Source organism: Acidovorax sp. SRB_14 (assembly GCF_012932145.1).
In the GTDB taxonomy this organism is placed as follows: domain Bacteria; phylum Pseudomonadota; class Gammaproteobacteria; order Burkholderiales; family Burkholderiaceae_C; genus Simplicispira.
Genome location: NZ_MWOK01000011.1, coordinates 76,258 through 98,859 on the forward strand (window position 1 = coordinate 76,258; position 22,602 = coordinate 98,859).

Sequence of the window (22,602 nt, forward strand, 5' to 3'; positions counted from 1 at the left end):
TGGTTTCGCCGAAAGCCCATCTGGCATCCGGTAGAGCGCGCCAATTTCGGGCAAAAAAAAAGCCCACTGAAAGTGGGCTTTTTTTGAAGCGTTGCCGCCTTATTTGGTTGCGCGAGGAGCTGGGTTATGAGGCTACAGAAATTGCTGTGTATATGCAGCGATTTCTCTCGGCGCAACGTGAGCCTAAACGGCTTTACACCACGTCTTCCTATGATAGACGAAACCTGCGCTGTGACAATCGAAGCCGAACAACCCCGGACGATCCCTCACCCTGTCACAGCTGCCCCACAAGACACTGCGATGCCAGTTCGCAGATGGAAGCCCAAAAGGACCATTGGGTCCACAGAAGGGTTGACAGACACACATCACATTAAGAGCGACTAACAAAACCATGTCATCGCCAAGCGCGGGAGAGGCGTTTGACGAGCGATGGGACGAATCAAAAACAAAGAAATCAGCGCGGCGCTATACAAGAAGATTGCGCCATTGCTGCCCGTGGTGACGCCTTCTGCCAAGGGTGGGCGGCCGCGACTGAGCGATAAGCAAGCGCTCAACGGCATCCTTTTCGAGCTTCGCACGGGCATCCCTTGGGAAGAGCTACCCCAGGAATTGGGCTTTGGCAGCGGCATGACCTGCTGGCGACGACTTCGCGACTGGCAAACTGCAGGGGTGTGGCACCGCCTGCACCTGGCACTTCTGAGCGAACTGCGCAGCGCTGACAAGCTCGACCTCAGTCGCGCCAGCATGGATGGGGCCAGCGTGCCCAGCCCCCGGGGGGTCCGCACACGGGGCCCAACCCCACGGACCGAGGCAAACTCGGCAGCAAGCGCCACCTGATCACGGACCGCCATGGCATCCCGCTGATTTTTTGCGTCACCGGGGCCAATCGCCACGATTCGGTGGTGTTCGAGGAACTGGTCGATGCCCTGCCAGCTGTAAGCGGCAAGCGGGGCAGACCACGCAGGTGGCCCGGAAAATTGCATGCGGATAAGGGATACGACTTCGCGCGATGCCGCGCTCACCTCAAGCTCCGAGGCATCCAGGATCGCATTGCCCGCAGAGGCATCGAGCGCAACGATCGGCTCGGGCGCCACCGCTGGGTGGTCGAGCGCACTCACTCTTGGCTGGCTGCCTTTGGCAAGCTGCGTACCCGCTTCGAGCGTCGCATCGACGTTCATGTCGCGCTGCTTTCCCTGGCCTGCTGCGTCATCTGCATTCGAACTCTCGCCACGTTTTGTTAGCCGCTCTAAGTCCAAAGACTGGGAGCCGGCCTAATGTTCGACTCGACCCACCGCCGCACGCGAGGCGACCATATACCGCGCCACTGACAGGAGCGCCCTCTTGAGCAAGACGACGTCGCTCTAAAAATCAGCGCAATGCTTCAGGATTCAGGCTGCAGTTTTAAACGCCCATGGTGCGGAGTCAGGCCCGCAAGCTGTCCAGCAAGCGCGCGACATGCACCGCCTCCCGCTGCGCTCCGTCCGCAATCTGGTGCCGGCAACTTGTTCCATCTGCCACCACGATGGCATCGGGGTTCGTGCGTATCGCTGGCAGCAGGGCCGTTTCGGCCATCTGCATGGACACCTCGTAGTGCGATGCCTCGTAGCCAAAGCTGCCGGCCATGCCGCAGCAGGAGCTTTCGATGAGTTCGGGCCTGGCCTCGGGGATCAGCCGCAGCACCTCCAGGATCGGAGGCACGGCGCCAAAGGCCTTCTGGTGGCAGTGGCCGTGCAGCAGGATGGGCTTGCCTGCGGGCTTGAGTGATGGTGCAAAACGCCCGGCCTTGGCTTCGCGGGCCAGGAATTCCTCGAACAGCAGGGCCTGCTTTGACACCACCACGGCCTTGTCGCCCAGGCCCATCACCAGGGCCTCGTCGCGCAGGGTGAGCAGGCATGAGGGCTCCAGCCCCACGATGGCCACGCCGGCCTGGGCCAGGGGAAGCAAAGCGTCGATGAGCGCGCCCGCCTTAGCCTTAGCTTCGTCGACCATGCCGGTGGCCAGGTAGGTGCGGCCGCAGCAGTGGTGGCCGCCGTCGCCCTTTTCTATCGTGTGCAGCACATAGCCGGCCGCATGCAGCACGCGGGCAGCGGCCAGGGCGTTCTCGGCCTCGAAGGTGCCGTTGAAGGTGTCGACGAACAGCACGGCGGCCTTGTGGCCGGCCTGGGCGGCGGAGATGGTGTCCGCCTTGCTGGCGAACAGCGATGCATCGCGGCTGCGCCAGAAGGTGTCGCTGCGCCATTGCGGCAATGAGCGCCGGGCCGATAAGCCCAGCAGCTTCTCGCCCAGCCAAGCGCCGCCGGGCAAGGTGTTGCGCAGGTTGAGCAGCCAGGCAAAGCGGCTGGCGGTGCGCGCGTAGTCGGGCAGGTAGGCGACGATCCTGTCCTTGAGCGTGTGGCCGTGCTTGCGCTTGTAGTGGGCCAGGAACTCCACCTTCATCTTCGCCATGTCCACACCCGTGGGGCAGTCGCGTTTGCAGCCCTTGCAGCCCACGCACAGGTCCATGGTGTCGTGCAGGGCCTCGCTGGTGAAGGCGTCGGGCCCGAGTTGGCCCGACACGGCCAGGCGCAGGGTGTTGGCGCGCCCACGGGTCAGGTGCTGTTCGTCGCGCGTCACGCGGTAGCTGGGGCACATGGTGCCGGCGTCGAACTTGCGGCAGTGGCCGTTGTTGTTGCACATCTCCACGGCCTTGGCGAAGCCGCCCGTCACGTCGCCGCCGGTGCCGGGGGCGGTGGTCACCTCGGTCACGGGGTCGGCCTGCACGTTCCAGGCCGACCAGTCGAGCACGGGCGTGAGGGGGATGCGCTTGTAGGGCCTGGGCGCCGTGGCGGGCGCGAAGCGGAACAGTGCGCCATCGTCCATCTTGGGCGGGTCGATGATCTTGCCGGGGTTATACAGGCCGATGGGGTCCAGGTGGTGCTTGATGGAGCGGAAGGCCTCGTTGATCGCCGGGCCGAACTGCCATTCGATCCACTCGCCGCGGCACAGGCCGTCGCCATGCTCGCCGCTGAACGCGCCCTTGTACTTGCGCACCAGTGCGCTGGCCTCCTCGGCGATGGCGCGCATCTTGGCCGCGCCATCGGTGCGCATGTCCAGGATGGGGCGCACGTGCAGCGTGCCCACCGAGGCGTGCGCATACCAGGTGCCGCGGCTGCCGTACTTGGCGAAGACCTCGGTCAGGCCATCGGTGTATTCGGCCAGGTGCTCCAGCGGCACGGCGCAGTCCTCGATGAAGCTCACGGGCTTGCCGTCGCCCTTGAGGCTCATCATGATGTTCAGGCCCGCCTTGCGCACCTCCCACAGGTTCTTCTGCGGCGCTTCGTCGGGCATCTCCACCACGCTGCCCGGCATGCCCAGGTCGCCCATCAATTCGACCAGCTGGCGCAGCTGCGGCAGCAGCGCGGCCTTGTCGGCGCCTGAGAACTCCACGAGCAGGATGGCCTCGGGCCTGCCGATGAGGGCGGTTTCCACGGTGGGGCGAAAGGCCGGGTTGGCCAGGGCCAGCTCGATCATGGTGCGGTCCACCAGCTCCACTGCCGTGGGGCCGAGCTTGACGATGTGCTGGGCCGAGTCCATGGCCTTGTGGAAGCTGGGGAAGTTGACGATGCCCAGCACCTTGGCGCGCGGCAGCTCGCTGAGCTTGAGCGTGAGGCTGCGGGTATAGGCCAGCGTGCCCTCGGCGCCGATCAGCAGGTGCGCCAGGTTCACGCTGCCGTCGGCGGTGTAGGGCTTTTCGCTCTGGTTGTCGAAGATGTCCAGGTTGTAGCCGGCCACGCGGCGCATCACCTTGGGCCAGCGCTCGGCGATCTCGCTGCGGTGCTGCTGGGCCAGGGCGTGCACATGCTGCGCGATGGCGCTGGCGCGTGGGCCCAGGGTGGCCAGCGGGCCGAAGTCCACCAGCTCGCCGTCGCTCAACCAGGCACTCGCGCCCAGCACGTTGTGCACCATGTTGCCGTAGGCGATGGAGCGCGAGCCGCAGGAGTTGTTGCCCGCCATGCCGCCCAGCGTGGCCTGGGCGCTGGTGGAGACGTCCACCGGGTACCACAGGCCGTGGGACTTGAGCTGGGCATTGAGGTGATCGAGCACGATGCCCGGCTCCACCGTCACCGTGCGGGCCTCGGCATCCAGCGCCAGCACCTTGCGAAAGTGCTTGCTGTTGTCGATCACCAGGGCCGCTCCCGTCGTCTGGCCGCACTGGCTGGTGCCGCCGCCGCGCGGCAGCACGGGCACCTTGAGGTCGCGCGCGATGTCGATGGCGGTGGCGATGTCGCGCTCGGTGCGCGGCACCAGCACCCCGGCAGGCACGATCTGGTAGATGGAGGCATCGGTCGCGTAGCGCCCGCGCGATCCGGCATCGAACAGAACCTCACCCTCGGTCTCCGCCGCCAGGCGCCGCGCCAGGGCCTCGCACGTCTCGTTGGGGGGCGGGGTGGTACCGGCTGGCTGCAGGGTGCTGGCGGGTTCGATGCGCATGGGTCTCCTAGGTGGCTTTTGAAGCCTGTCTTGTGGGGTAGATCTCGCCCGCGCGCAGCAGCTCCAGTACGGTGTCGCGTTTGCGCTGCACGTGGGCCACCAGCACGCGGCGCATGGCCTCGGAGTCGTGCGCGGCCAGGGCATCGATCATCTGTTCGTGCTCGGCCACGGCCTGCTTCCACTTGGCTTCGTTCTGGTTGGTGCGAAAGCGCAGCGACTGCACGCGGGCGTTGATGGAGCGGTAGGTGGCCGTGAGCACCGGGTTGCGCGCCGCCTCGTTGATGGCGGTGTGGATGCTGGCGTTGATACGGTAGTACCCCGACAGGTCGCGCCGCGCGAAGCAGGCCATCATTTCGTAGTGCAGGGCGCGCAACTCTGCCAGCTCGGCATCGGTGAGGCGCTGGGCGGCAAGCTCGCCCGACATGCCTTCGAGCGTGGCCAGCACCTCGAAGGTGTTCACCACGTCGGCCTCGGTCAGCTTCACGGCCACGGCGCCGCGGTTGGGCAGCAAATCCACCAGCCCTTCGGCGCCCAACAGCTTAATGGCCTCGCGCAGCGGCGTGCGCGACACGCGCAGTTGCTCGCTCAGCTCCCGTTCGTTCAGCTTGGCTCCCGGCGCGATCTGGCCTTCCACCAGCATGGTGCGCAGGCGTGCGGCCACTTGGTCGTGCAGCGCAAGGCGGGAGATTTCGATGATTTCAGCCATGAAGTACTTTCTATTCTGTATTTTGCATGCAAAAAATTGACGGATCAATCGCTATATTCAAGGGTATCCCCGCATGCAAAGCTGTTTTTTGCATGCAAAACTGAGCAAAGAAAGGACGCTCCATGCTTCAACTCGACTTTCACCCCACCGGCCGCCACTTCCTGCAGATCCCGGGCCCAAGCCCGGTGCCAGACCGCATTTTGCGGGCGATGAGCCTGCCCACCATCGACCACCGGGGCCCCGAATTCGGCGCTCTGGGGCTCAAGGTACTCTCGGGCATCCAGAAGATCTTCCAGACCCGCCATCCCGTTGCGATCTACCCCGCATCGGGCACCGGCGCGTGGGAAGCAGCCCTGTCCAACACCCTGAGCTCAGGCGACCATGTGCTGATGTTCGAGACCGGTCACTTTGCCTCGCTGTGGCAGAAGATGGCCACGCGCCTGGGCATCTCCACCGAGTTTCTGGCCTGGGAGGGGCGCGACGCGCACCTGCCTCTGGCCGGCGGCTGGCGCCGGGGTGTACAGGCGGACCTGATCGAGGCGCGCCTGCGCAAGGACACGGAGCGCAAAATCAAGGCCGTGTGCGTGGTGCACAACGAGACGTCCACGGGCGTCACCTCGGACATCGCGGCCGTGCGCAAGGCCATCGACGCAGCGGGCCACCCGGCGCTGTTGATGGTGGACAGCATCTCGGGCCTGGCGTGTGCCGACTTCCGTCACGACGAATGGGGCGTGGACGTGACCATCAGCGGATCGCAAAAGGGCTTGATGATGCCGCCGGGCATCAGTTTCAACGCGCTGTCGCCGCGCGCGCTGGACGCGTCGAAGAAAGCCACGCTGCCCCGGTCGTTCTGGGCCTGGGACGAGATCGTGGAGATGAACAAGGATGGCTACTGGCCCTATACGCCCAACACCAACCTGCTCTACGGGTTGACCGAAGCCCTCGACATGCTGCTGGCCGAGGGGCTGCCCAACGTCTTCGCGCGCCACCAGCGCTGGGGTGCAGGCGTGCGCGCTGCCGTCAACGCCTGGGGCCTGCCCATCCAATGCGCAGACCCTGCTGTGTATTCACCCGTGCTCACCGGCGTGATCACGCCCGAGGGCGTGGATGCAGATGCCGTGCGCAGGCTCATCCACCAACGCTTCGACCTTTCACTGGGCGCAGGCTTGGGCAAGCTCAAAGGGCGCATGTTCCGCATGGGCCACTTGGGCGACAGCAACGACCTCACGCTCATTGCCATGGTGGCTGGCGTGGAGATGGGGCTCAAGCTCTCGGGCATCGCCCTGGCCGGTAGCGGGGTACAGGCCAGCATGAATTACTTCGCCAGCCATGCGGCGCCCGCTGCTTTGAAAAAGGCCGCGTGAGTCTGTAACCCCGTGGCTTTTTGTTGTGACTGACCGTCCGGCGCCTGCGCGAGGCGCTGGCTGGCTGCTTACGTTTCCCTCTCTCCTGCTTGCGGCCCGCTGGTGGTGCAAGGATCGACCGACCCCGTGTTTTCCGAAACCGATGGCTGCGCGCTGGTGCATGCGCGCGGCCAAGGCTGGATGTGCTGAGTTCATTCAACCCGGGCCGCACCGACAAGGGCCCACGAAGGAGACAAGCGATGATGAAAAGACGTTCCCTGATCCAGTCCGCAGGCGCGGCGGTGGCCGCGCTAGGCGCCCCGCGCCTTTTTGCACAGGAGTGGCCCACTGGGCCCGTGCGCATCGTGGTCGGTTTTCCGCCCGGAGGTGGCACTGACGCACTGGCACGCGTAGTGGCGGTGAAGCTCTCGGCGATGTGGAAGCAGTCCGTCATCGTGGAGAACAAGGCGGGCGTGGCCGGCGTGCTCGCCGCCGAGTATGTGGCCCAGCAACCCAGCGATGGCAGCACGCTCCTCATGGCCCACATCAATAGCCATGCGCTCGCGCCGAGCCTGCAGCCCAAGCTGCGCTACGACCCGCAGCGTGACTTCGTGCCCATCGTGATGGTGGGTGTCACGCCCAACCTGCTGATCGCGGGGCCAGCGCAGAAGGCCCTCACGGTGAAGGACCTCGTGGCCCTATGCAGGGCCAACCCGGGCACGGTGACTTTCGGCTCGGCCGGCCAGGGTTCGGCCCAGCACCTGGCGCTGGAGATGTTCAAGCTGCAGGCCGGTGTGGATGCGCTGCATGTGCCGTACAAGGGCAGCGGCCCTGCACTGGCGGATCTGATGGGCAACCAAATCCAGTACTGCTTCGAGACCATGACTTCCGCCACGCCGCACGTGAAGAGCGGAAAGGTGGCGGCGGTGGCGCAGACGCGCACCAAGCGGGCGAAGGGGCACCCCGGCGTGCTCACCATGCAGGAGCAGGGGTTTGACGGCTTCGAGGCCACGACCTGGTATGGGCTGGTGGGCCCTGGGAAACTGGCGCCCGGTATCGCGGACAAAATCAACCACGACGTCAACACCGTGCTGGCCATGCCCGATGTGCAGGAGCGCATGGACAATTACGGTGCAGAAGACGGCGGTGGCTCCCGCGACAAGATGAAGGAGTTTATCGCCACCGAGATCGCCAAGTGGGGCAAGGTGGTGAGGGACGGTAAAGTGAAGGTGGAGAGTTAGGCGTTTGCCTGGGCGACTTGGCGCATGGGGCCACCCATGTGCGCGGCGGCCTTGGCATGGCGGCACGGGCTGGTGCTGTGCGCCTTGCCGGCTTTCCAGGGCAGCAAACATTGAGGCATCAGATGCAGGCAGAAAAAGACGCGACGACGGAACTGACCCAGGCACTCGCAGGTGCGTGGCAAACAGGGCACACCACCAGTGCTAGGCCCTGGGGCGGGGCGCTGGCCGATGCGGCAGCCGCCTATGGGGTGCAAGATGCGCTGGCCCAGGCCATGGGCTGGTTTGCCGCCGGGCCGGTACGGCACTGGAAATCCGGGGGACCCAACCGCCAGGCCGTGCTCACGCACGCGCCGCTGCCGCCCGCTGGGGTGCGCACCAGTCCGGCTGTGTATTCCGACATGCAGTTTCATACCATCGGTATCGAGGCCGAGATCGCCCTGCGCCTGGGGCAGGCTGTGTCACCCGCGCAGGCAGTGGCGCTCATGCCTGACGCAGCCGGGAGCCTGGTGGACGCAATGGCCGTGTCCATCGAAATTGTGGATTCTCGCTGGACCGAAGGGGGCGATGCGCCGGCCTTGCTGCGCCTGGCCGACCTGCAGTCGCACGGCGCCCTGGTTCTCGGCGAGTGGGTGCCTTATGCCATGCGCGACTGGGCCGCTCAGCGCTGTGTCGCCCGCATCGGCACGCGCGAGCCCGTGCTGCGCACTGGCACGCATCCGCTGGGTGACCCTGCCTGGCTGCTGCCCACCTGGCTACGCCACCTGACACGGTCAGGCCAGACAGTGCCGGCCGGCACGGTGGTGACCACGGGTTCCTGGGTGGGCCTGCTGCCCGCCCAGCGTGGGGAGGTGGTGGTGGCGGAGTTCGAGGGGGTGGGGAGCGCTTCGCTCACGCTGTGAGAAGTGCGAGCCTGCTCGCAGTCTCGCTGCCCCCGCGCTAGCTGTGAAGTGTCAAGAGGTTCTTTCGAGGAACTGAGAGGCGCGACACGGATGGCACGAGGTCGATGCCGTGGTGCGGCCGATGCCAGTTGTAGAAGTGAGTCCAGGCGGGCAGAGCCTGCCGGCGTTGCTCTGAGTTCTCGTAGATCCGGCCATAGGCCCACTCACGCAGAGCCGACTGGATGAATCGCTCAGCCTTTCCATTGGTCTGTGGCCGGTAGCCGCTGGCGCACAGCAGGCTTTGCACCCGCTTGAGCCTGGACTTGCTACACTGCAATGCCTGCAGCGCCCCCTTGCGATCCGTCACTTCCGCCGTGCATAGAGGCTTTCACCTGCCTGTTGTAGAGAACGTAAGGTCGTCGGTGCAATGGACATAGGGACTCCAGATGCGGCATCACTGCCCATCGAGCAGCATGCTGCGTATTGCATATTCCGTGAAAGATTCAAGTGTGAATCACCCCGGTTTTTGAGGAGGCTCAACACTCTGAGAGGATTGAGCCATGACGAAGTCAAACAAGTTTTCACCCGAGGTACGCGAGCGTGCTGTGCGCTTGGTGCAAGAACACCGAGGCGAGTACCCATCACTGTGGGCAGCCATCGAGTCCATCGCCCCCAAGATTGGTTGCGTGCCGCAGACGTTGAACGAGTGGGTCAAGCGGGCCGAAGTTGATGCAGGCACGCGCGAAGGCATCACCACAGCTGAAGCGCAGCGGGTCAAGGAACTGGAGCGCGAGGTCAAGGAATTGCGCCGAGCCAATGAGATATTGAAGCTGGCCAGCGCGTTTTTCGCCCAGGCGGAGCTCGACCGCCGGCTCAAGTCCTGAAGGACTTCATCGACAAGCATCGCGATACGTACGGGGTCGAGCCGGTCTGCAAGGTACTGCAGGTCGCCCCTTCAGCGTATCGGCGGCATGCGGCACTGCTGCGTGAACCTCACAAGCGCTGCGCACGGGCTCGCCGGGATGACATGCTGGTCCCGGAGATTCAACGTGTTTGGCGGGCCAACATGCAGGTCTATGGTGTCGAGAAAGTCTGGCGGCAACTAGCTCGCGAAGGCGTGATGGTGGCCCGTTGCACGGTCGAGCGATTGATGCGGCGCTTGGGGCTGCGCGGGGTGATGCGAGGCAAGGTCGTGCGCACCACCATCTCAGATGCCAAGGCGCCGTGTCCGCTGGACCGGGTCAACCGGCAGTTCCGGGCCGAGCGGCCGAACCAGCTGTGGGTCTCGGACTTCACGTACGTCTCGACCTGGCAGGGTTGGCTGTACGTGGCCTTCGTCGTCGACGTGTTCGCCCGTCGCATTGTGGGCTGGCGGGTGAGCAGCTCTATGCGAACGGACTTCGTGCTCGATGCACTGGAGCAGGCCCTGTACGCCCGTCAGCCTGAGCGCGACAACAGCCTGATATGCCACAGCGACCGCGGGTCGCAATACGTCAGCATCCGGTACTCCGAACGGCTGGCAGAAGCCGGTATCGAGCCCTCGGTGGGCAGCAAGGGTGACAGCTACGACAACGCCCTGGCCGAGACCATCAATGGCCTGTACAAGGCCGAGTTAATCCATCGCCGGGCGCCATGGAAAACCAAGGAAGCCGTGGAGTTTGCGACGCTCGAATGGGTATCCTGGTTCAACCACCATCGCCTGCTCGAACCAATCGGCTACATCCCGCCTGCCGAGGCTGAGGCAAACTACTACCGGCAACTCGCCGGTCAGACCGCAACGGTGGCGGCCTGACTTAAACCAAACAGCCTCCACGGAAACCGGGGTGATTCAGTGTGTGCGAGACCGTCACCCTTGCTGCGCAGGCGCCAGCGCTGCCCTGCTCCCAGAATCGATTCGTCTGTCTGGATTCTCCAGCCAGAGAACCTCAATTCACTGGACTCACAAGAGCGATCATGGCCACTGCAAGGAAAGCTCCCGCTGCCGTCAAGAAGACCACGAATCCGGCGCCCGCCATTCAGGAAAAAGCTGCTCCTGCTGCCCCTAAGCCGGCAGCCGCCCCCATCAAGCCCGTCAAGACGGTTTTCAACAAGACCACGCTGGTCGCCCATCTGGTCGAGCAGTCCGGTGATGAACCCAAGGCCGCCAAGGCCGTGCTCGCCGCGCTGGAGGCTGCGATTCTGGGCTCCGTGCACAAGAAGGGGGCAGGCGAGTTCACGCTGCCGGGGCTCATGAAGATCGGGTTGAAGCACGTGCCCGCCAAGAAGAAGCGCTTTGGCAAGGATCCATTCACGGGTGAGGAGCGCTGGTTCCCCGTCAAGCCCGCGTCGGTCAAGATCAAGACGCGCGCGTTCAAGAAGCTCAAGGACGCGACGCTCTGATTCCTCGCCCAGTGCGGGCATTGCGGAGCACTGCGGACGGGAATATCCGCTGAACCCGCGCAGAGAGCAGCCGCCCCTGGTAGAGCCCAGCCGGCACTGTGCTGATCTGGATCCCACCATCCTTCGTCAAGCAGAAGTAGACACGCGTACCGACCCGCCACGGCATGTCTGGCGGCAGCGCAATCCTCAGGCGCCGGTCAATCCATCCTTTATACGACCGGGATCGATTGGCGCGGCGAGCCGTGGCATCGAGTTTTCTGTTGTGCATGTTCACGCCTCCTCAATGCATCTGCATCTGCGCGGCGCCGAGCGCCGCCTGAATGCGCGCGACCTGCTGGGGATCGACTTCGCTGTCGTCGCCAAAGCCCAATACCCGGGCGAGAGTACTGCCCAGCTCCTGGTGACTGCGGCGCAATTGGCGCAGAGGCTCCTCGAGCAGATCCCGCTGGGCGACACGGATGCGGCTGCGGTGGGTGCGAGGCGAGACAGCACCCTGGCGTCCCGGCACCGGGCAATCTCGCCGGCCGACGGATGCAGCTGGCCCGCGGTGTAACGCGCAGACTGGTTGACGCGGACCGCAGACGTGAATACGGCGGAGGTGGTGTGGGAAGGAGTGTTCGGGGTCATGGTGCGTCCTCGCGTTCGGGGTGCCGACTGCCGGCTGAGCAGCTGACAGGCTGGCGGCTGTTTGGGCATAGCTCCGCCCAGACCGCTGGCGTTGTGCAGCAGTTGAGCGGGAGAAAGAGTGGGGGTTTAGGCGCTGGCGCGGGCTGCGGGCCAGAGTCCGCTGCGCATCCAGGGGCCCGGCGGGGCCTGCGGCTCGCCCTTGGTATGGACGGCCGGCAGCACGATGTCCGTAGGTCGGCCTGACATGGCACCGCTTCCTGGCGCTCGCTTGTGTCCGCCGCGTGGCTGGGTTACGGCCTGCGGTGGCGGCAGCGCCGGGGCATAGAGGTCGGCGCGAACCGGGCGCAGCCCTGCTCCTTCACCGCCCTCTTCCATGCGGATCACCTGGCCCGTGGCCAGGCGGCTGGCGAGCAGCCGCTCCATGGCCGAGCCGTCCTGGCGCGTGAGGTTGGGCACGTAGCGGCTGTAGACCTTGAACAGCATCTCGGTGCTGGTGTGGCCGAGCTGGCGCGCGATCCACTCCGGTGCTTCACCGGCCGCAAGCCACAGCGTCGCTGCGGTGTGCCGCATTTGGTAGGGGCGCCGCTCCTCGAGCCCCAGATGGCGCAGCAAGGGATACCAGATGCGGTCGGTGAAGTTCTTGTTGTCCAGTGGCGCGCCCATGAGGTTGCAGAACACGTAGTCGGACAGCTTGCCCGTGACTTCATACTGTTTGGCCAGCGCCTCGAACACGGGCTGGCTCATCTGGATGTCGCGCTGGCTGCCGTCGGTCTTGGTGTACTCGTCCTCGCCCAGGACAAAGGTCTCGCGCACCAGGATCAGCCGGCGCTCGAAATCGATGTACCGCCACTTGAGGCCGTGGATTTCGCCGGTGCGCATGCCCGTGAAGAAGCGCACGGTGAAATAGTGGCGGTAGTCGGACCGCACGGTGGCCAGGAGACTCTGGACGTCCTTGAGACTGAACGGATCCACATCGACCTTGCGCACGCGCAGTCGCTTAATGTTGGTGGTCGGCGCCGTAAACTCGAAGCGGTCGGCGGCTTCGTCCATGATCTGACACAGCGTGCCAATGATCTCGTTGATGCGTTTGGGTGAGAGCCCTTCCCTGTCTCCGCGACCTTTTACTTTGGCGAGTGTGGCGCGGAATGCCAGGATGTCGGATTTGGTGATGCTGCTGACCACCTTCGCCCCGAACTGCGGGATCAGCCTGCCGTTGAGCGTGGAGAGCAAGGATCGGATGTGGCTGCGGCGCCATTCGATCTGGTGCTCTTCGAACCACTGGGTTGCGAAGTCGCAGAACAATGGGCCTGTTGCCTTCGGTTCCGCAACTAGCGCCGCCGTCAGTGGCGCCACCACCTCATCGCCCTCTAGAGCCACTGCGTTTGCGGCCGCCGTCTCAGCATCTGCCCGCGCCAAGCGTTTGAGGGCTTTGCTGTTGGGGAAGTAGTTGGCGTAGACGAAGGTGCCTGCGGTGATCTCGGACTCGATCTTAGCGAGGACTTTTTCCAATTTCTTGCGATGAACTGGAGTGTCGGTCAGTGCCGTGTACTCCCGGCACCGTTGCCCCTGAAATCTGAAGTCCATGAACAAGGTGTCCATGGTGTCTGAGTTGCGGATGCTACCCATGAAGTACGCCTCCGTTGGCCATAGGAATGGCGCTCATCCCTGTCGGTCTCGCAACTGAGACCCGCATCATGTCTCGTTGAATGGCCTCCCAACGGTAGAGGATCTTTCGCCCCCCAAAGGGACGAAAGTAATGAATTCCCTCCAGCAGGACGCTGTCTTTCAATCGCTCCCGAATGGTCCGCACGTCGTACTTGATCCGGGCAGAAAGCTCCTCTGTGGTGAGCAGTTCAGTTTCCATGTTTTCCTTTCGTCATTTTGCTTTATTGCTAGACATGTTTATTGTATGTCACATAGGTCTATTGTCAACTCGTCTAGCAATAAAGATGGATGACCCTTTAGAATGGAGACTCAGCCAAGAACCACATGAGCCGAAATCAACTAAACATACGGGTGAGCGATGAGCTGGAAGAGCTCATTGACAAAAAGCGTATCGAGCTTGCCTCGACGCTGAAAGTTATCCCTACACGGTCTGACGTGGTCCGCTTTGCCCTTGAGAGCTACCTTGGGGTATCAGTGAAACAAACTGATGCTGACCGCCGAACAACAGTAGGCAAGGCCATCTCGGGAAGAAAAAAGTCTGCTGACTGAAGGGCACCGCCGCGACTACCAGTGAAATCTCTGGTCATATCGGCAAGACCATTCACGGTGGTTTTGCCGATGGCCAGTCGAACGAATTGATGCCTGCGACCCGTTTCGGCCGTTCCTTGCGCCAATGCCGATGTCCGCTCAGCAGCGAGGCTGTGTGATAACGCGTCAGAAAGCCTTGGGATGAACGCGTGGCTTTCAGTTTCCAATGGTTCAGCCGGTAATTTGAAGTTTTTGGGACGACGAGCCGCTGCGGGGGCCCTGAAGGTCACTCGCAGGCTCTGCTCGTCAGAATATCGACCGTCAAAACGGCACCTTACGCCCTCAGCAGAAGCATTGCCTTCTTGGTCCGCTCAAAGCCGAGGATGCTCAGGACGCGTTTGAAGTTGTACGCCAGCACGTTCAGGCCCATTTCCGTTGCCACGTTCTCGATTCCTCTCGTCAGAAAGTGCGTCCAACCCATCCGGTGTTTGAGGGTACCGAAGACGTGCTCGATGGTGCTCTTGCGCACGGTCATCGCATCAGGCATTCGGTCCAGCCGTTGCTGCACCTTGTCCATGATTGCCTCGTGCTCCCAGCGTCTGATGCGTCGGTAGACGCTCGTCGTGCACTGCGCCTTCATCGCACAGGCGAGGCAGGCGCTTGGCCAATAGATGTGGATCTGTAGGCCCGCCTCTTCGCGGCTGAAGCGGTGAAGCGCTCGTTGCCCGGCCGGGCATTGGTACTGTTCGCGCGCGTCGGCAAGGAATTGCAGGTTCGCGGCATCAAGGTCAACACCGGCACCATAGTGGACGCCAGCCGAAACAAATGTTCCGATGAGCCATTGGCAGTACCATTCCCCTATGCTCAAATTTGAGTCCGTGAAAACGAAGCGCGTGAGCGACGAGATCGCCGAACAGATCCGGCGTCACTTGGCGAGCGGTGAACTGGAACCTGGTGACAAGCTCCCGGCTGAGCGCGAACTCGCTGTCCACCTCGGTGTGGGCCGCAATGCCGTTCGCGAGGCGTTGCGCCTGCTCGAGATGGGCGGGATCGTAGAACTGCGCAAAGGGACTAAAGGCGGCGCCTTTGTTTGCGCGGGCAACACGACCTTTCTATCAACGGGCTTACGTGACCTGCTGTCCCTGCGCGGGGTGAGCATCGAGCAACTCACCCAGGCGCGCGTTCTGATCGAACAGGCCGTGGTCGATGCCGCCTGCGATGCCGCAACCGAAGAAGACCTTGCTGCCCTCGACGCACAACTTCAGTTGGCGAGCCAAGCCTTGGGACGACGCGATTTCGATGCCAAGCTCGACGCGCTGATTGAATACCACCGCGTCATCGCACGCGCCACCCGCAATCCGGTGCTCGTGTTCGTGATGGACGCCTTGATGGAGATGATGCATGACTACGCTATCAGCATCGGACACGACAAGAACGACCTGTCGATCATCGCCCTGCGGGAGGTGAACGCGCAGCTTTATCGGCGCGATAAGGTAAAGGCCGGCCGGGCGATGGCCGAGCACCTGGAACGCGTTAAGGACCGGTACCTGGCGTACCAGCGGAATGCGCGCTCCTCCAAGCGGGCGCCTGCGGCTTACGCCGCCGCCAAGGCCGGCGCCATGTAGTCGAGTTCCTGACGTGCGCCGTGCAACACCCGTCAGCGGGCTCGCGCCCGCCTGCTCAGGTGGAGGAGTAGCGGCCGCCGGTGACGTGCAGGGTTTCGCCGCTGACGAAGGCGCCCATCTCCGACGCCAAGTACAAGACTGCCATTGCGATGTCCTCGGGCATGCCCGGGCGCGGGATGGGGGTGCTCTGCTTCGCGCGACGGTCGATGTCCTCGAAGTAGCGGATCGACTTGACGCGATCGGTGCGGATGAGGCCGGGCGCCACAGTGTTGACCGTAATGTTGTCGCGCCCGAGCTCGATCGACAGGGCCGCAGTCAGCCCCAGGACGCCGGCCTTGGCCGCGCAGTAGTTGGACTTGTTGTTCTCGCCCAGGTGCGCGCGCGAGGAGATGTTGATGATGCGGCCGCCGCCCTTGGCGCGCATGCCACCCACGAATGCCTGCGCGCAGAGCCAGGAACCCTTGAGGCAGACGTCGATGACTTGGTCCCATTGTTCCTCTGACATTTCCAGCAGGGACGCATCCATCGAGAAGCCCGCGTTGTTCACCAGGATGTCCGCGTCGCCCAGGGACGCCTTGACGGCCACGGCCAGCGCCTGCACCGACGCGCGCTGCCCGACGTCGCCCTGAAACGCGTCGGCCTTTCCGCCGGCACGGGCGATGGATTCGACCACTTCTTGAGCGACATCGCGGTCGCGGTCGCACACGGCCACCGCGCAGCCCTCGGCGGCCAGAGCCTCGGCGATCGCGCGGCCGATGCCGCGTCCTGCCCCGGTGACCACGGCCACCTTGTTTTCCAGATTCAATTTCATCGCAATACCTCGTCGTTTAAGCAAAGGAGCGCACGATCCATTCGCAGCTTGCAGTGGCTTCCAACCCGTCCATCCTGGCCAAGTAGGAAGACATGGCCCCGGGCGCAAGCCGGGACCCGCAGAGCGCTACGAACTTGGCCCGCACTTCGTTGTTGGTCATCGGATCCAACGGAGCCCCCTTGGGGGCGCAGGTTACGCGGGATGCGACTTCTCGGCCGCCGGCATCACGCACGCTCACTACGGACTGGTGGTAGTGCGCAAGCGAGACGTCTTCGACGACGCGGACGCGGCGCATTAGCGGCGCCACCAACTCCATGTGGGTGACGTAATCGATGCTGTGATCCGGCGTGATGGAGTCCGCCCCCGCGGCAGCGAGGGCGATGCAGTATTCGGCGTGGAAGCGTGCTTCGTTCGGCGCCGTCGGCGGTCCCGACTTGGAAACCCCCGGAATGATGTAGGCCGGCATGTGAACGACGATGGCTTCCGCCGCCGCGAAGTCCACCCCGTCCAACCGCATCGCCACCACCCCATCAAGCGCGGAGTGGATGTAGCCGCAACACGCGTGCCGCTTGCGACGCGGATGCTCGAGGTGCCAGGCCGAGGGGGAAAGCACCTGGGAAGCATCGAAGCTCCTTGCGAGCGTAGGGTATAGCCCGATAGGGCTTTCGAGAACGCGTGCCGGCCCGCTGAACCCTGCCTGCGCGTAAGCAACGGCCATGGTCGCGACGCTGCCCGGCCACGACCCAAACAGCATGGGCTTGATCGTGCCGCCCTGGCCGAAGATCACTTCAGCCGGGCACCACCCCGCGAGCGCGGCCGCGATCGCCAGCGCACGCCCAGTTGCCTCCGCCGACATGCCATGCAGGCGCGCCGCGGCGGCGGTCGCCCCAATCGTCGAGGGAATGCCCGGAGGCGCGATGCCCGTCTCCTCGTACGACTTCATCGTCGGGTAATAGGCGGCGTAGACGCGGGACGTGACTTCAATGCCCGCGATGACCGCCTCGACCAGCGCACGACCGTCGCAACGGAGCGCTTCTGCGTGGGCCAGTGCAGTCGGCACCACCGCGATGCTCGCATGCCCCCCGGTCAAATCGTTCAGCTCAAACACGTCGCCAAGGTAGGCGTTCACGCGAATGGCCGTTGCCACGTCAACCCGGGGGCCGTGCCCGATGACGGATGCTTCCGGCGCCTGGGTTCGCTGTGTTTCGACCATGAGGAAGTCGCGCGATTCCGGCGCCTGCGCGCCAGCCACCATGCAGCCGACGGTGTCGAGGATGCTCAGGATGGCTTGGCGCCGCACCGCAGCGGGGGCGTCCTCTAGGCGAACGTTGGCCGCAAAATTTCCGAGGAAGGAGATGAGGCCACGGTCGGCCTCGAGCGTTGTTTCCATGATGGGTTCCTTTCAGACGCGCGCGCCCTCGCCGCGCCCGCGACGGTCGCGACGGGAACTGCGCTGACTAGGGATACCTCGCGGGACGATGCGAGGTCAGTTGAGCGTGATGGTGTGCTTGGCCGAAAGGGCCTTCGTGTTCGCGAGGCCCTTTTCCACCACCTTCTTCAGTTCCTCGGGCGAGGTGTGCTCCGGGAGCATGGCGTTGGCACTCATCACCTTGATGACGTCCGGATCTGCCAGCACCTTTTTGATCGCCTGGTTCAGGCGCTGCACCACGGGTTCCGGCGTCCCGGCGGGCGCGAATAAGCCCCACCAGCAGTCCGACGTAACGCCCGGAAAGGTTTCGGTAAAGGAGGGAACGCCGGGCAGCAGCTTGTAGGGGCCGTCGCTTCCTACGGCCAGCAGCTTGAGGTTGCCGGCCTGCACCTGCTGCATCATCGTCGTCGTGACGGCGTTCAGTCCCAGCTTGGTGTGGCCGCCGAGGGCCGCGGTCAGGGCCGGCGCAGCCCCGGCGTAGGGCACCCGCACGAACTTGATGTTGCCGGCATCCGCCAGCGCAAACGCACCCATCGTCACGCTGGAACCGCTGAGGGAGATGTCGATGCCGTCAGGGCGAGTACGTGAATAGGCGACCAGCTCCTTCAGGTTGTTCGCGGGAAAGCTGGGATGCGCGAAGAGCACGAATGGGGAAGTTCCGACTTTCGTGATGGGGGAGAACGCCGTGGTCGGGTTGTACGGAGTGTTCGGGTTCAGGATCGGAATTTCCGTCAGCGAACCTTGCGTGGTCAGCAGGATCGTGTATCCGTCCGGCGCGGCGCGTGCCACCTCTGCCGCACCGATGGCGCCCAGCGCACCCGTCTTGTTGTCCACGAGCACCGGGTGCCCCAGTTCTGCGGCAAGAGGTTTGGCAATGGCCCGTCCCACCACGTCCGTCGTTCCGCCGGCGGCGAAGTTGATGATCAGCCGGACAGGCTTGGATGGGTATGCCTGGGCAAGCACGGCCGGCGCCGCGAGTAACGCGACGGCACCGACGGCGGCCGCGAGCACCTTGTTCTTCCATTGCATTGTGGGTCTCCTTTTTTGAAATGCGCCAAATACTAACATTTCAATGGTACTACCAATCTTCCATTGATCCAATCCAGATGGACCCTGCCGAGAATTACGAGGTGTTGCCCAGAGCCGCTCACGGCGGCACTTACTCAGGCTTGACGTTGGCAGCCTTCACCATTTCGTCGACGAGCGCCGTATCCTGCTTGATCGCCTCGGCAAACTCCTTGGGCGAGCCGGCCATCACGGTCATGCCCTTGGACGTCACCTGCTGCCTGGCAAAGGTCTCGTCGCGCAAGATTGCGGCAATGTCGGCGTTCAGCTTGCCGACGATTTCGGGAGGCGTCCCCTTGGGCGCGAACAGGCCGTACCAGATGAACGACTTCAGGTAGGGGAAGCCCTGCTCCGCCGTTGTCTCCACTTCCGGGAACTGGGGCAGCCGCTTGTTGCCCGCCACCGCCAGAGGACGCACGCGGGCCCCCTTGATCATCTCGCCCGAAACGCCGGCGCTGGCGACGCTCAGGTCCACCTCCTTCGAGGCCACGGCCATCATGACGGGAGCGATGCCCTTATAGGGAACGTGCAGAAGGTCGATGCCTTCGCGCTTGTTGAGGTACCCGAACACCAGCTGCGGCTGCGTGCCATTGCCATACGAACCGAAGGAGAGCTTCTGGCCTGCCTTGGCCGCGTCTACCAGTTCCTTGAGGTCCGCGAACGGAACAGTCGGATGCGCGAAGATCAGGTTGTCGCCCTTGACCATCTGGATCACCGGCTCGAAGCCCTTGTCGGGGTCGTAGGGCAAAGACTTGAATAGGTGCCGGTTGGACGTGAAGGTGGGATCTGTCGTCGCCAGAAGCGTGTAGCCATCAGCCGGCGCGCGGGCGACAAACTCCGAGCCTATGAAGGTCGCGGCGCCCGCCTTGTTCTCGACGACAAAGGGCTGCCCCCACTTTTTCGACAACTCGCTGCCCAGTGCGCGCACTAACACGTCGATGCCACCACCCGGCGGAAAGGGAACGATGATCCGGATCGGCTTGTTGCGATAGGGGGCCGTCCGCGCGTCCGCCACACCGGAAGCCGCCAGCGCTAGGGCGCAGAGAACGGCCTGGAAAGAGATTGCTTTTTTCATGTCGGACCTCGGCATGTAAAAGTTCAATACGGCCGCGGAGCCATCTGCTCGGCTTCGCGGACCGTCAACGTCATGCGGCCGACGCGTTCGATCTCGATCGTCACCTCATCGCCGGCGACGATCGGACCGACACCATCGGGGGTTCCCGTGGCGATCACGTCGCCCGGTTGCAGGGGCAACACCGACGAAACCAGTTCGATCAGCTCGGCAATCCCCACGATCAGGTCGCGCGTGTTGGCGTCCTGCCTCACCTCGCCGTTGACGCTCAGGCTGTTGCGCAGCGCACCGGCATCGCCCACCTCATCCTGCGTCACGAGCCAGGGTCCCATCGGCGTGAAGGACGCGAAGGACTTGCGCATTGAGCGCTCCTCCTCTCCCGTGCCAGGCTCGATGCGCATGGTCAGGTCCATGAGGCAGGTGTAGCCAAACACATGGTCGAGCGCTTGCGCGCGCGGGATGTTGCGCCCGCCGCGGCCAATGACGACGGCGAGCTCGGATTCATGGTCGAACCGCCGCTGAGATCCACGCGGCAGCGTGATGCCCTCGGAGGGACCCACGACCGAAGCAGGCGCCTTCAGAAAAAAGCCCTGCTCGCGCGCGCTACGGCCCTTCTTGGATACGGCGCGATTACCGAGCTCGCCGATGTGCTTTTGGTAGTTCACGGGCGCCGCGAACACATGGGCGGGGGCCGGCACGGGTGCCAGGAGAGCGACGCTATCAAGAGTGATGCTCCCCCTGCCGGCGGCAACAATACTCTCGACCTGCAAACGAGTCTCGTTCCAGTGCTCGATTAGCCAGCGCATCCGCTGGGCAGGAAGGGTGTCGAGGGCAGCGGGCACGCAGGCGGTGACGTCATGGACGCGGTCGCCCATCACGACGCCAATCCGATGGTCGTTGAAAGATGCAAGTTTCATGGTAGTGAGGTTTCGGTGAAGGTGGAGGCAAGCGCCCGGCGGACGTTCGTAAAAAAACCAGGAAATATGGTCCGACCATAGTTTAATCTTGTGGCATGTCATTGTCGACTGGTGTGGACATCTGGTATTGACGTCACACCTTGCGCTTCGGCATAATTGGTCGGACCATAAATCACTGAATGGGTAAAGTGCAGAACAAAATTAGCGTGAAGACCGAAGTGCTGGTCGTGGGCGGAGGTCCAGTGGGGCTGGCGCTCGCCGGTGACTTGGGGTGGCGGGGCCGCCAGGCCCTGCTGGTAGAACAGGGTGACGGCTCCATCTTCCAGCCGAAGATGGACCTTGTGGGCATCCGCACAATGGAGTACTGCCGGCGCTGGAACATCGTGTCGGACGTGGAAGAAGCGCCCTACGACCGTGATTACCCGCAGGACAACGTGTATCTGACGGGGCTCAACGCCTACGAGCTGGGTCGGCAGAAGATGCCCTCCATGCGCGCAGATCGTCCGCCGCCGGAGAGTCCGCAGAAGCGTGAGCGCTGTCCGCAGAACATGTTCGATCCGGTGCTGCGCCGCTTCGCGCAGGCGCAGCCGACGGTGGACGTGCGCTACCGGCACGAGATGGTGTCGTTCATCGAGGACGCCGACGGCGTGACGACCACCATCCGCGACATCGCGGCCGACCGCACTTATCAAGTCCGCTCGCGCTATATCGTGGGCTGCGACGGCGCCCACAGCGCGGTACGCGAAGCGCTCGGCATCGAGATGCGTGGCCGGGGTGTCCTTACCTACACCACCAACGCGATTTTCCGTTGCCCGGACTTCAACCAGCTGCATGACAAGCAGCCTGGATACCGCTACATGTTCGTCGGGCCGGACGGCGTGTGGGCCACCATCGTGGCCATCAACGGCAGGGACATGTGGCGCATGTCCATCATCGGCGGCCTCGAAAAACGTGCGCTCGAGGAAGAGGAGCTCACGCAGATCGCCTACCAGCTGATGGGCAAGCCCTTTTTGCTGGAGATGATCAGCATCCTGCCCTGGGCGCGCGCCGAGCTTGTCGCCGACAGCTACGGCGCCGGCCGCGTGCTGATCTGTGGCGACGCCTGCCACCGGACCTCGCCCACCGGCGGCCTGGGGATGAACACCGGCATCGGCGACGCCGTGGACCTGAGCTGGAAGCTCGATGCATTGCTGGGCGATTGGGGTGGCCCTCGACTGGTCGAGTCGTACACCAGCGAGCGCAAGCCAGTGGCGCATCGCATCACCACTTTCTCCACCGGCAACCTGCAGATCATGAAGGGCGCGCGCAGCGGCCCCGAGATCCACGAGGAAAGCGAAGCCGGTCGCGCGGCGCGGGAGCGCGTCGGCCAAGCGCTGAACGACGGGCTCAAGCGCGAGTGGCTCTCGATGAACATGCATCTGGGCAACCGTTATCTTGAATCGCCCGTGATCGCCTATGACGCTAGCGAGGACCGCGAGGCCGCGAAGGCGGAACTGGAGGACGCGATCCACTACCGGCCCAGCTCGCGCCCCGGTGCACGTGCTCCGCATGCATGGATGAAGGACGGCCGCTCCACCCTGGACTTATTCGGTCGTAGCTTCGTTCTGCTGGACTTCGGCGGTGCCGACGATTTCTCCGGCCTGCAGCGCGCCGCAAAGGACGCTGGCATGGCTCTGGAGGTCGTTTCCATCGCCGAGCCGGAGATCGCCGCGCTGTACGAACGTGCGCTGGTCCTGGTCCGGCCGGACGGCCACGTGGCTTGGCGCGGCGACGCGCCCCCTGCCGACGTGGCAGGGCTGATCGCCACGGTCTGCGGCAAGAAATGAACCCGACAACCCCTGAGACA

The 22,602-nt window shown here is 64.0% G+C and carries 19 protein-coding genes, 2 pseudogenes and 1 other annotated feature; of the genes and pseudogenes, 10 read left to right on the forward strand and 11 right to left on the reverse strand.

The window, feature by feature from the left end:
* Nucleotides 1-429 precede the first annotated feature (429 nt).
* Nucleotides 430-1,241, forward strand: a protein-coding gene (locus B2J86_RS10490) for an IS5 family transposase (protein ID WP_173025504.1) whose coding sequence is annotated in 2 segments (ribosomal slippage) — nucleotides 430-760 and nucleotides 760-1,241 — 813 coding nt in all. Because the reading frame shifts where the segments join, the coding sequence is not laid out codon by codon here.
* A gap of 181 nt (nucleotides 1,242-1,422) precedes the next feature.
* Here B2J86_RS10490 and B2J86_RS10495 read toward each other — a convergent pair.
* Nucleotides 1,423-4,470, reverse strand: a complete 3,048-nt coding sequence (locus tag B2J86_RS10495) for an FAD-binding and (Fe-S)-binding domain-containing protein (RefSeq protein WP_173025505.1) — start codon at nucleotides 4,468-4,470, stop codon at nucleotides 1,423-1,425.
* A 7-nt stretch (nucleotides 4,471-4,477) separates the two neighbouring features.
* Nucleotides 4,478-5,176 carry a GntR family transcriptional regulator gene (locus B2J86_RS10500; protein WP_173025506.1) on the reverse strand — a complete coding sequence of 233 codons (699 nt, stop codon included), beginning with the start codon at nucleotides 5,174-5,176 and terminating at the stop codon, nucleotides 4,478-4,480.
* A gap of 122 nt (nucleotides 5,177-5,298) precedes the next feature.
* On the opposite strand from B2J86_RS10500, the gene B2J86_RS10505 reads away from it, so the two are divergent.
* The 3 genes from B2J86_RS10505 (at nucleotide 5,299) to B2J86_RS10515 (ending at nucleotide 8,659) form a co-directional block, all read left to right on the forward strand.
* Nucleotides 5,299-6,540 (forward strand): alanine--glyoxylate aminotransferase family protein, encoded by a 1,242-nt coding sequence (locus B2J86_RS10505; RefSeq protein WP_173025507.1) that lies wholly within the window; start codon nucleotides 5,299-5,301, stop codon nucleotides 6,538-6,540.
* A gap of 242 nt (nucleotides 6,541-6,782) precedes the next feature.
* Nucleotides 6,783-7,760, forward strand: a complete 978-nt coding sequence (locus tag B2J86_RS10510) for a tripartite tricarboxylate transporter substrate binding protein (protein ID WP_173025559.1) — start codon at nucleotides 6,783-6,785, stop codon at nucleotides 7,758-7,760.
* Nucleotides 7,761-7,882: 122 nt separating this feature from the next.
* Nucleotides 7,883-8,659, forward strand: a complete 777-nt coding sequence (locus B2J86_RS10515; protein WP_173025508.1) for a fumarylacetoacetate hydrolase family protein — start codon at nucleotides 7,883-7,885, stop codon at nucleotides 8,657-8,659.
* 37 nt (nucleotides 8,660-8,696) lie between these two features.
* On the opposite strand, the pseudogene B2J86_RS10520 reads toward B2J86_RS10515, so the two are convergent.
* Nucleotides 8,697-9,014, reverse strand: a pseudogene (locus B2J86_RS10520) (integrase core domain-containing protein); the annotation flags it as partial.
* A 184-nt stretch (nucleotides 9,015-9,198) separates the two neighbouring features.
* On the opposite strand from B2J86_RS10520, the gene B2J86_RS10525 reads away from it, so the two are divergent.
* The 3 genes from B2J86_RS10525 (at nucleotide 9,199) to B2J86_RS10535 (ending at nucleotide 11,570) form a co-directional block, all read left to right on the forward strand.
* Nucleotides 9,199-10,430, forward strand: a protein-coding gene (locus B2J86_RS10525; protein WP_371736399.1) for an IS3 family transposase whose coding sequence is annotated in 2 segments (ribosomal slippage) — nucleotides 9,199-9,490 and nucleotides 9,490-10,430 — 1,233 coding nt in all. Because the reading frame shifts where the segments join, the coding sequence is not laid out codon by codon here.
* Nucleotides 9,477-9,593 (forward strand) — a sequence feature (AL1L pseudoknot). (Overlaps the previous gene by 117 nt.)
* 161 nt (nucleotides 10,431-10,591) lie before the next feature.
* On the forward strand, nucleotides 10,592-11,017 hold the full coding sequence (locus tag B2J86_RS10530) for an HU family DNA-binding protein (protein WP_173025510.1): 426 nt from the start codon (nucleotides 10,592-10,594) through the stop codon (nucleotides 11,015-11,017).
* Nucleotides 11,018-11,300: 283 nt separating this feature from the next.
* Complete coding sequence (locus tag B2J86_RS10535) at nucleotides 11,301-11,570, forward strand: hypothetical protein (RefSeq protein WP_173025511.1); 270 nt, start codon at nucleotides 11,301-11,303, stop codon at nucleotides 11,568-11,570.
* A 200-nt stretch (nucleotides 11,571-11,770) separates the two neighbouring features.
* On the opposite strand, the gene B2J86_RS10540 is transcribed toward B2J86_RS10535, so the two are convergent.
* A complete protein-coding gene (locus B2J86_RS10540) occupies nucleotides 11,771-13,270 on the reverse strand; it encodes an Arm DNA-binding domain-containing protein (RefSeq protein ID WP_173025512.1) in 1,500 nt (499 codons plus the stop codon).
* The gene (locus tag B2J86_RS10545; RefSeq protein WP_142083107.1) at nucleotides 13,263-13,508 is read right to left on the reverse strand and encodes a hypothetical protein; all 246 of its coding nucleotides are present in this window, start codon (nucleotides 13,506-13,508) and stop codon (nucleotides 13,263-13,265) included. The genes B2J86_RS10540 and B2J86_RS10545 overlap by 8 nt, the downstream gene beginning before the upstream one ends.
* A gap of 125 nt (nucleotides 13,509-13,633) precedes the next feature.
* On the opposite strand from B2J86_RS10545, the gene B2J86_RS18000 reads away from it, so the two are divergent.
* On the forward strand, nucleotides 13,634-13,858 hold the full coding sequence (locus B2J86_RS18000) for a hypothetical protein (RefSeq protein WP_216842360.1): 225 nt from the start codon (nucleotides 13,634-13,636) through the stop codon (nucleotides 13,856-13,858).
* 313 nt (nucleotides 13,859-14,171) lie between these two features.
* Here B2J86_RS18000 and B2J86_RS10555 read toward each other — a convergent pair.
* Nucleotides 14,172-14,579, reverse strand: a pseudogene (locus B2J86_RS10555) (transposase); the annotation flags it as partial.
* Nucleotides 14,580-14,697: 118 nt separating this feature from the next.
* On the opposite strand from B2J86_RS10555, the gene B2J86_RS10560 reads away from it, so the two are divergent.
* Nucleotides 14,698-15,462, forward strand: a complete 765-nt coding sequence (locus tag B2J86_RS10560) for a FadR/GntR family transcriptional regulator (protein ID WP_173025513.1) — start codon at nucleotides 14,698-14,700, stop codon at nucleotides 15,460-15,462.
* A gap of 55 nt (nucleotides 15,463-15,517) precedes the next feature.
* Here B2J86_RS10560 and B2J86_RS10565 read toward each other — a convergent pair whose 3' ends face one another.
* The 5 genes from B2J86_RS10565 to B2J86_RS10585 all read right to left on the reverse strand — a co-directional run bounded on the left by B2J86_RS10565 (nucleotide 15,518) and on the right by B2J86_RS10585 (nucleotide 20,756).
* A complete protein-coding gene (locus B2J86_RS10565) occupies nucleotides 15,518-16,273 on the reverse strand; it encodes an SDR family NAD(P)-dependent oxidoreductase (protein ID WP_173025514.1) in 756 nt (251 codons plus the stop codon).
* Between the two features lie 16 nt (nucleotides 16,274-16,289).
* On the reverse strand, nucleotides 16,290-17,663 hold the full coding sequence (locus B2J86_RS10570) for an MmgE/PrpD family protein (protein WP_173025515.1): 1,374 nt from the start codon (nucleotides 17,661-17,663) through the stop codon (nucleotides 16,290-16,292).
* Nucleotides 17,664-17,759: 96 nt separating this feature from the next.
* Complete coding sequence (locus tag B2J86_RS10575; RefSeq protein ID WP_173025516.1) at nucleotides 17,760-18,731, reverse strand: tripartite tricarboxylate transporter substrate binding protein; 972 nt, start codon at nucleotides 18,729-18,731, stop codon at nucleotides 17,760-17,762.
* A gap of 130 nt (nucleotides 18,732-18,861) precedes the next feature.
* Nucleotides 18,862-19,842: a tripartite tricarboxylate transporter substrate binding protein gene (locus B2J86_RS10580; RefSeq protein WP_173025517.1), complete on the reverse strand. Its 981-nt coding sequence runs from the start codon at nucleotides 19,840-19,842 to the stop codon at nucleotides 18,862-18,864.
* Nucleotides 19,843-19,865: 23 nt separating this feature from the next.
* Nucleotides 19,866-20,756, reverse strand: coding sequence for a fumarylacetoacetate hydrolase family protein (locus B2J86_RS10585; protein ID WP_173025518.1), 891 nt, complete (start codon nucleotides 20,754-20,756; stop codon nucleotides 19,866-19,868).
* 206 nt (nucleotides 20,757-20,962) lie between these two features.
* Between B2J86_RS10585 and B2J86_RS10590 the strand changes: the two genes are divergently transcribed.
* Nucleotides 20,963-22,582: an FAD-dependent monooxygenase gene (locus B2J86_RS10590; RefSeq protein WP_173025519.1), complete on the forward strand. Its 1,620-nt coding sequence runs from the start codon at nucleotides 20,963-20,965 to the stop codon at nucleotides 22,580-22,582.
* The last annotated feature ends 20 nt before the right edge of the window (nucleotides 22,583-22,602 follow it).